A 9,625-nucleotide genomic window follows, 5' to 3' on the forward strand; every position below is an offset into this window, starting at 1 on the left:
GCTCCTTCCATCAGACTTGCCGGTCTTCGAGGGAACCTACGTCCGGATTCTTTTACACCGCGGCAGGGACACGACCCGGCCGACGACGCGGACTCACTCGATCGGTCGAGTGATGCCCAACATCGCGGCAGCTGGTGACCTGGTGAGGATTGCGAGCTTGACGATCGGAGGCCATCAGCTCGGCCAGCCAGCCCTTGCGGACCTGCTGGCATCCGGCACTGAATACCGTGGGGCGTAGAACGGGTTGGCTTGGGCCACCAGCCACGGTTCGCGGCATCGGTCGACGCGGGGCAATCCCAACAGCCGGAGCCCACAGCGACGATGGCGCGCGGCCCGCGACAGGGACGAATGGCCGACCGCCACGAAACGGCGGCGGCATGCACCTAGCGTGCGCGGATTGCCACAAGCCCTGTGGCTCAACGATATTGATGTACTCAAAAGTCGAGTAAACGACATTGTTCATGCGATCGTCGCTTCGATCGAGGCCGCGGCGTTAAGCGCGGGAGTTGACGTGGGCCAGCGATCACCGGCCGTGCTGGCATAAAGCCACGGCCTGATGCTGACGGGTCAGCGACGAGCTAGACAGAACCTGGTCAAACGGTCTTGACCGCTAAGGGAGGTAACGAGCGCAAGCGGCGGGCTCCGCCCGGCCGGCGGCACGAGCTGCGCCAGCAAAGCCATGCCGATAACCGCGGTAAGACCGGCGCCAAGCGCGATGAGAGCAGTATTCGCCGATTTTGGTAGCGCAGGAGTCACCAACACCGTGGATGCCTTGCAATTCGGCAAGCCGTCGACAAGATGCGGCTGGCCGGCGTGGGCAGTGAGCTCACCGCCCCGCGACGAAAGCACGGATTGCACGGGAGAAAGATGCTGAGGCACAGCGCGCGACAATCCGCAGTGGCCAGCGATAGCGAGAGCCGCCACCGCTGCTGCCACGGCAACGACGAACTGTGACCGTGGTGGTCTACCTGCCGTGATGCGGCGGACTTCGGACCACACCCGACTGTGCCCCATACCCGCATAGGGTACACCATCCGGTGTGGACTCCACAGACGTCTGCGGCTCGGTTTGGTGAAGACTCTGCTGCGAATCACCCCGATTGGCAGATATCGCCGGTCGGTGCTGTGAGAGGGATGCAGGACAGGGTAAGCCTGATCCCTATCCCCCAGGGCCGGGCGGCCGCCTTAAGAGGCCATAGCGCGGCACTGCTCCGCACATTGACGGCACGACCGCGCGCACTCGCGACAGTGGTCATTGTCGTGCTTTTCGCACTCTGCCGCGCACGCATCACAGATCGCCGCGCACGCCGCACAAATCTGAGCGGCCCACCGCGAGCCGCGCGCCAGCAGCGTCACGCAGTCCGCGCAGACGGTTGCACAGTCCTGGCACAACCGCGCACAGTCGGCCATCTGGGCGTCGTTGACGCAGCAGTTGTAATTACAGGTCTCACATGCCTGCTGACATTCGGCGCACGCGTCAAGACACGCCCGGTTTCGCTGGTCCACCATCGCTGTTGCCATGATCGCCTCTTTCTGCCTTCAACGGCACATCGGTATAGGGGCACATCGGTATAGGCGTGACCAACCCCGCGTGGTCCGGAGTGTGACCGCGCTCCACCATGACGAAAATGATTGCCGGACAACAGCGTACGCCGCACCAGGAATCCCGCACAAGACTCGTGCGCCCCCGTCCATCTTGCGGGAGTCGCCCAAGTAACCCTGCTTGACAGCCAACACCACCCCTGCTCAGCGAGTGCCCGTCAGCCAGATCTATCAAGTCCTCGCCGCCGAAAGGGCCAAATCGTGTTGAGTACCATATGGTTCGGAATCGCATGTGCGCCAGCTAATCTCCCCTCCATCCGTCACCGTCATCCTGAAGACCAGCCTGATACCTGGTGGCCGTCCATTCCTCGACGGCCCTAGTGACTTTCACTATGCCGCCGCATCCGACCCGGACGTCTTATCCTCATCCCCAGTGACGTGCTTGGTCCCATACCGAATATCGTTCAACAGTTGTTCGCCGTACGTCCTGAGCGATTCGCTGGTCAGCATTTCGTTATGCGTACAGTCGATCGGGTACACGGCAATGTCGCCAGAAACGTAAGGTCGCCAACTTTGCAGAAGAAACGAACTGCGATCGCTCTCATCCCGCACGGCAGAAAATATCGTTATATCACCATCGAAAACACCCGGTTCGTGAGTTCGAGACAACGCCATGTCACTATTCAAGTTTTGAACAATCAAATCCAGTAGCTGTTTGTATCGACTAAATTCGAGGGCTCCCGGCTCGCCGACTGGTTCTTCTATTTGCTCGTAGGCAAGCGACTCATGCTGTTCTGGAATACGTACACGATAGAACCGCAAGACTTCTTCCAGTATGTGCTGCGCATCTAAAGCATCGTTTGGCAGGGTGACGCTGTTGTCGATGGTGGGTTGAGCGTCAAGCAGGATGAGGCGGGCGATTACGCATCCGCGTCGATGGAGCTCGATGGCGAGTTCATGGGCTACGACGCCTCCGAAAGACCAGCCGAGAAGATTGTAGGGCCCGGAGGGATAAACCTTCTGGATTCTGTCGGCATAGTTTTTCGCCATATCGCGAATTGACCGAGGTTCAGCTTCTTCGTCCTGCAGGATTTGTTGAACCCCTATGATCGGGCAGTCCAAGTAATTACCAAGAGCCCGGTACGGCCAACTCACCCCACCCGCAGGATGTATGCAAAACAGCGGAACGCCGCCACCTTTCTTCAGAGTCTCAATCGGAACCACTTCTTGCACAGAAATAGAATCACATTGCAGCCGCTGACCCAAACTTCTTACCGTGGGGGCTTCGAACACGGTGCGTACCGGAAGATCGGCATGCAGTGAGGTGTTGATAGCCGCGATCAATCGCATCGCCGACAGTGAATCCCCACCCAGGTCGAAAAACGAGTCATCGACACCGACGCGGTCGCTTCCCAGCACGTCAGCGAAAATACCGGCCAGGATCTCCTCGACCGGGGTGCCCGGGGCGCGATACCCGCCGGCAGCGTACTCGGGTGCGGGCAGAGCCCGGGTGTCGAGTTTGCCGTTGACCGTCAACGGCAGCGCCTCCAACACCACCACCGCCGCCGGAATCATATGGGCCGGCAGCCGCTCGGCCAGTTGGGCGCGTATCCCGACCGGATCTGCTGTGCCGGTCACGTAACCCACCAGACGTCTATCACCGGGGCGGTCCTCGCGGGCCACCACCACGGCCTGGTCCACCCCATCGAACCCAGTCAAGGCTGCCCCGACTTCACCACACTCGATGCGATACCCGCGGATCTTGACCTGCTCATCAGCACGCCCCACAAACACCAACTGGCCGTCAACACCCCAGCGCACCAGGTCGCCGGTGCGATACATGCGCGCCCCGGCACGCCCGAACGGGCAGGCTACAAACCGCGATGCCGTCAAAGCAGACCGACGCCAATACCCGCACCCCACCCCCGCACCGGCTACATACAACTCGCCGACCACACCGGCCGGCACCGGCCGCAACCAACCATCGAGCACAAATAACGCCGCCGCCGACACCGGGGACCCGATCGACGGCGCCCCCGAACCCGGTGTCAGCGGCGCACTCACCGCCACGCACACCGTGGTTTCGGTCGGGCCGTACTCGTTGACCATCATCCGCCCAGGCGCCCAGCGGTCCACCACTTGAGGCGGGCAGGGCTCACCGCCGAGCACCAACGCCGCCGAATCCAACCCTTGCGGTGACAACATCGCTACCGCAGAGGGGGTTTGGGTCAACACGGTGACGTGTTCAGCAACGAGCACATCATGAAGATCGGTCGGGGAACGTGTCACCGAGTCGGGTATCACCACCAGCCGCCCGCCATGTAGCAACGCGCCCCAGATCTCCCATACCGAGACGTCGAAGGCATGCGAATGACACTGGCTCCACACCTGCCCCGGCGCAGGTGTGAGGCCGGCATCAAACGATTCAAACAGTTGGACGATGTTGTGATGGGTGACCGCCACGCCTTTAGGGATCCCGGTAGTGCCCGAGGTGTAGACGATGTAAGCGATATTGTCCGGGCTCGGGGCCGGTAGTTCCGTGCAGGGTTGGATGTCAACAGCGGGGTCGTTGACATCGATGAGCGCCACGTCGTGGCCGTCTAGCAATCCGGCCAGGTCAGCGGTGGTGATTACAGCCACCGGTGCGGCGTCCTCGAGCATGAACCCGATCCGCACCCGCTGCTGCTCAGGATCGATCGGTAGGTAGGCCGCCCCGGCTTTAAGCACCGCCACGATCGCGGCAATGGCTTGTGCTGAGCGCCCCAGGAGCAGCCCCACGACACACCCAGGACCCACACCACGGCCAGCCAACAGGTGAGCTAACCGGTTAGCCGTCTCATCGAGCTCCCGATAACTCCACGAACGCCCCTCGCACACGAGCGCCACCGCATCCGGTGTGTGGGCTGCCTGCGCGGAGAACAACACCGGAACCGACACCGCAGACGATGTGCCAGCACTCAACACGGCCCGGTTACCGATCTCATCCAACAGGGCATGCTCACGCTCGTCGAGCAGATCCACCGACGACAACGACCGCCCCGGATTGCCCGTCATCGCCACCAACACCCGCTTTAACCGCTCGGTGAGGGCTTCGATGCTGGCGGTATCGAAGACATCGGTGCGAAATTCCACGGCTCCGCAGATTCCGGTGGGCTCACCGGTGTCGGTGAAACGTTCAGCGAGCGAAAACGCCAAATCCATGCGGGCGCTGTGGGTGTCCAACGGTATAGACGTGACCTGAAGGCCCTCCAACACCAAACCAGCAGCCGGATCATTATGCCCAGCGAAATTCTGCCAGTTCATCATCACCTGAATCAGGGGATGATGAGTCAACGATCTTGACGGGTTGAGCCGCTCCACCAGCACTTCGAAAGGGCCGTGTTGGTGTTCGAAAGCCTCCAAGCTGCGCGCCCGAACCTGAGCCAACAGCTCAGCGAAGGTGGGATCACCGTTGACCTCAACACGCAGCACCAGGGTGTTGACAAAAAGGCCCATGACGTCATCGAGGGTGGGATCATCACGACCAGCGAGCGTGAACCCCACCGCCACATCGGGGCTGGCGCTGATCTTCGACAACACCACCGCAAGGGCAGCCTGAACCACCATGAAACTAGTCGCGTTATGCTCACGAGCCACCCGACGAACCTGCTGCTGCAGCCCCGCCGACCACTCCACCGCCACACTGGCGCCGCGCTGATCGGCAACCGGCGGATAGGGCCGATCGGTGGGCAGCTGCAGGCGCTCGGGCATCCCGGCCAGGGCCGCCTCCCAATAGGCCAGCTGCGCAGCGATGGGGCTGTCACTATCGTCGAGATCCCCAAACTGGGCGCGCTGCCACAGCGTGTAATCGACATACTGCACCGCCAAATCGGCCCAGTCGGGGGCCCGCCCCGCGCGGCGGCTGGCATAGGCCACCCCCAAATCAGCGGCCAGCGGCCTTAGCGACCAACCATCCGCGGCGATATGGTGGACCACGACCACCAGCACGTGCTCGTCGTCGCCGACGGTGAAAAGGGTTGCCCGCAAAGGGATCTCGGTCGCCAAATCAAACGTGTAGCGCGCCGCCGCGTTAATGGCCTCATCCAGCCGGGCCGCCGGCCAGCCGCCGGCATCAACAACGTCCCACCCGAAATCGGCCCGTTCGACAGAGATAACCACCTGCTGTGGTATTCCCTCGACCGCCGGGAACAACGTGCGCAGGCTTTCATGGCGGCCTACCACATCGGCCAGCGCCTGGCCCAACGCATCAAGATCGAGCCCACCACTTAACCGCAACGCCGCCGCCATGTTGTAGACCGGTGAGGGCCCCTGCAACTGGTCGAGGAACCACAACCGGCTCTGGGCAAACGACAATGGAACCACCGCGGGCCGCTCAACCGGCACCAACCGCGGGAGCCGACACGAACCCCCACCGCCGATACAAGACGCCAACTGGGTAATCGTGGGGGCTTCGAATACGCTGCGTACCGGAAGATCGGCATCCAGTGAGGTGTTGATAGCTGCGATTAGGCGCATCGCCGACAGTGAATTCCCACCCAGGTCGAAAAACGAGTCGTCGACCCCGACGCGGTCGCTTCCCAGCACCTGGGCGTAAATACCGGCCAGGATCTCCTCGACCGGGGTGCCCGGAGCCCGATACCCGCCAGCGGTGTACTCGGGTGCCGGCAGGGCGCGGGTGTTGAGTTTGCCGTTGACCGTCAACGGCAACGCCTCCACCACCACCACGACCGGAATCATGTGAGCCGGCAGCCGCTCGGCCAGTTGGGCGCGTATCCCGACCGGATCTGCTGTGCCGGTCACGTAACCCACCAGACGTTTATCACCGGGGCGGTCCTCGCGGGCGATCACCACCGCCTGGTCCACGCCATCCACACCAGTCAGGGCTGCCTGGATTTCGCCACACTCGATGCGTTGTCCGCGGAGTTTGATCTGGGTGTCGGCGCGGCCCAGGCAGTCCAGTGTTGCTTGGGGTGTCCAGCGGACCAGGTCCCCGGTGCGATACATGCGCGCCCCGGGCGCACCGTAGGGGTTGGCCACGAACCGTTCGGCGGTCAACCCCACCTGGCCCAGATAGCCGTGCGCCAGCGCGGGACCGGCCAAATACAGCTCACCCACCACGCCGACCGGCGCCGGGTTCAACCGGGCGTCGAGCACCAGCGCGCACACCCCCGGGATCGGGGCGCCAATGGTGATCGGCTGACCCGCCGACAGCGGCGCAGTGCAGGTGGCCCAGATGGTGGTTTCGGTGGGGCCGTACGCGTTGAACATGCGCCGACCCGGCGCCCAGGCGGCCACCAATTCCGGCGCGCAAGGCTCCGCGCCGGCAATCAGCGTGGACAACCCATCCAGCCGCGCCCGATCCAACGACGCCAGCACCGTCGGGGTCACGATGGCCGCGCTGACCCGGTGGCCCTGCAGCAACGCCGTCAACGCCTCACCGGCATACACCTGCGGTGGTGCCACCACCACCGCCGCCGCCGACCCCGCCGCCCACAACCATTCAAAGATCGACAGATCAAACGTCGGCGCCGACACCATCAGGATCCGCGCATCGGCGCCCAACCCGAACAACGCGCGTTGCGCCGCGGCCACCCCCAACAGGCCGGCGTGGCCGACCGCCACCCCCTTTGGCGTGCCAGTGGAGCCGGACGTAAAGATCACATACGCGGTGTTGTCCACCCCCAGCGGCGCCAACCGATCAACATCGGTAATCGGATCCGCGCAGCGATCCGACACATCCACACCATCAACACACACCACCGGGCGCGCCCCCGCCCCGGCCACCGTGTCGGCACCACACGTCAACACACACACCGCGTCCACCGCGTCCAACACCGTGGCGATGCGATCAACCGGATGGGCCCGATCCACCGGCACATACACACCCCCGGCCTTGACCACCGCCCACCACGCCACCACCAACTCCACACACCGATCCATCGCCACGCCCACCGCGCGCTGCGGACCCACCCCCGCCTCGATCAACACCCGCGCCAACCCCGTCGACCACTCATCAAGCTCGCGATACGACACCTCCCGGGCACCGTCGATGACCGCCACCGCACCCGGATCAGCCGCCACCGCCGCAGCCAACCACCCCGACACCACCAGATCCCGCTCACCGCAATCCAGCAACGACACCTCCCCCACCACCACCGACGCATCCGCCACTACCGCCTCGATCACCCGCACGAACCGGGTGACCAAACGGTCGATGGTGGCCCGGTCAAACAAATCCGTGGCATACGACACCACCCCGGCGGCCACCGGCGCCGCCGGGTCCTCGGTGGGGACCTCGCTCAGCTCGAAATCCAGGTCGTACTTGGCGGTATGAGTACAAACCGACATCTGCTCGACGCTGACCCCGTCGATCTGCACCGCCTCCGGGCGCACATTGTTCTGGAAGGCCACGCACACCTGAAACAGCGGATGGTGCGCCGTCGAGCGGACCGGGTTGAGCTGCTCGACCAGCCGCTCGAACGGAACATCCTGGTTGCTGTAGGCGTTGAGCGCCTTGTTACGCACCTGCTGAAGCACATCGCTGAATCGGTGCCGGGAGTTGATGCCAACCCGCAACACCCACGTGTTGACGAAGAATCCGACCAGATCATCGAGCGCCTCGTCTAGCCGCCCGGCGATCGGCGTGCCGATCACAATGTCCTCACCCGCACCGAGCCGGTGCAGCAATACCGCCCATACCGCTTGCAATACCATCGAGGCGGTCACGTTGTGGGCCGCCGCCAGCTGCTTGACCCCTGCCCACAGCTGCGGGTCGATCTGCACAGTTACCGCATCACCGCGATAACTGGCCACCGGAGGGCGGGGCCGGTCGGTGGGCAGCGTCACCAGCTCCGGCAGATCTGCCAACTCGTCAAGCCAGTACTGCATCTGCCCAGCAGTCACACTGTCTGGATCGGGCTGCTGCCCTAACAACTCCCGCTGCCACAACGTGTAATCCGCATACTGCACCGCCAACGGCGCCCACTGCGGCGGATGGCCTTGATTGCGCGCCCGATACGCCTCGCCCACATCGCTGACCATCGGCCACAGTGACCACCCATCACAGGCGATGTGGTGCAACACCATCGCCACGACATGCTGCTGGGGACCTACCGAATAGATCTGCGCACGGATCGGGATCTCCGCCGACAAGTCGAACCGGTACCCCGCCAGCGCGATCAACTCGCGCGGCAGATCCTGCTCTCGCAGCGAGACCACCGCCTCGCCGCACCGCCACGTCACCGCGTCGATCGGCAGTACCTGCTGGAACGGCACACCATCGAACTCCGGGTACACGGTGCGCAGGATTTCGTGGCGGGCGATGACATCATCGATGGCCGCGGTCAGCGCATCGATGTCAAGCGGTCCGGTGATCCGGAAAGCGGTGGGCATGTTGTAGGTCGCGGCGCCGCCTTCGAATTGGCTGAGGAACCACAACCGCTGCTGGGCGTACGACAACGGGATCCGCTCCGGGCGCGGCACCGGCGTCACCGGAGGCCGAGTGCGGCCCGTGCGCTGGCGGTGCAGATGGTTGGCGAGATCGGCGACGGTGGAGGAGTCGAACAGAGACCGCACCGGCACCTCCCTGTCCAGCGCGAGCTGCAGCCGCGCGCTCACCCGGGTGGCGATCAACGAATCTCCGCCGAGGGCGAAGAAGTCGTCGTCGAGACCGACCCGGTCTACGCCGAGCACGTCAGCGAAGACGTCGGCGACGATTTTTTCGGTCGCCGTCTGCGGCGGCCGGTATTCTGCGGCGGCAAACATCGGTGCGGGCAACGCGTTTCGGTCGAGCTTGCCCGAGGAGGTCAGCGGGAACTCGTCGAGCACCACCACTTGAGCCGGCACCAGGTAAGCGGGCAACCGCCCGCTCAACTGCTGACGTATCGCGGTGGGATCCAGGGGCCCCGATCCGCTGATGTAGGCGACGAGTTGAGGGCCTCCGGTGGGGCTGTGGTGCACGGTGGCGGCGGCTTGGGCGACCTGCGGGCAGGCCAGCAGGGCGTTCTCGATTTCGCCACACTCGATGCGTTGTCCGCGGAGTTTGATCTGGGTGTCGGCGCGGCCCAGGCAGTCCAGTGTTGCTT

4 protein-coding genes are annotated in these 9,625 nt (G+C 63.9%); 1 reads left to right on the forward strand and 3 read right to left on the reverse strand.

The features are described 5' to 3' along the window. The coding region (locus AWC17_RS33010; RefSeq protein WP_208618357.1) for a hypothetical protein at positions 1-238 on the forward strand (238 nt) is incomplete at its 5' end. A 329-nt stretch (positions 239-567) separates the two neighbouring features. Here AWC17_RS33010 and lpqS read toward each other — a convergent pair. The 3 genes from lpqS to AWC17_RS03700 all read right to left on the reverse strand — a co-directional run. Further along, complete coding sequence (gene lpqS, locus AWC17_RS34275; RefSeq protein WP_462498409.1) at positions 568-1,014, reverse strand: putative copper homeostasis (lipo)protein LpqS; 447 nt, start codon at positions 1,012-1,014, stop codon at positions 568-570. A gap of 170 nt (positions 1,015-1,184) precedes the next feature. Beyond that, positions 1,185-1,520 (reverse strand): four-helix bundle copper-binding protein, encoded by a 336-nt coding sequence (locus tag AWC17_RS34280; RefSeq protein WP_141224450.1) that lies wholly within the window; start codon positions 1,518-1,520, stop codon positions 1,185-1,187. A 411-nt stretch (positions 1,521-1,931) separates the two neighbouring features. Beyond that, on the reverse strand, positions 1,932-9,625 hold a 7,694-nt coding region (locus tag AWC17_RS03700; RefSeq protein WP_141224452.1), incomplete at its 5' end, for a non-ribosomal peptide synthetase.

The sequence above is a fragment of the Mycobacterium nebraskense genome, from assembly GCF_002102255.1.
GTDB classification, from domain to species: domain Bacteria; phylum Actinomycetota; class Actinomycetes; order Mycobacteriales; family Mycobacteriaceae; genus Mycobacterium; species Mycobacterium nebraskense.

What these genes read in the sequence shown, in the direction of transcription:
- AWC17_RS34280 (WP_141224450.1), bottom strand. Translation starts at nt 1,520, where the DNA reads ATGGCAACAGCGATGGTGGACCAGCGAAACCGGGCGTGTCTTGACGCG.
- lpqS (WP_462498409.1), bottom strand. Translation starts at nt 1,014, where the DNA reads ATGGGGCACAGTCGGGTGTGGTCCGAAGTCCGCCGCATCACGGCAGGT.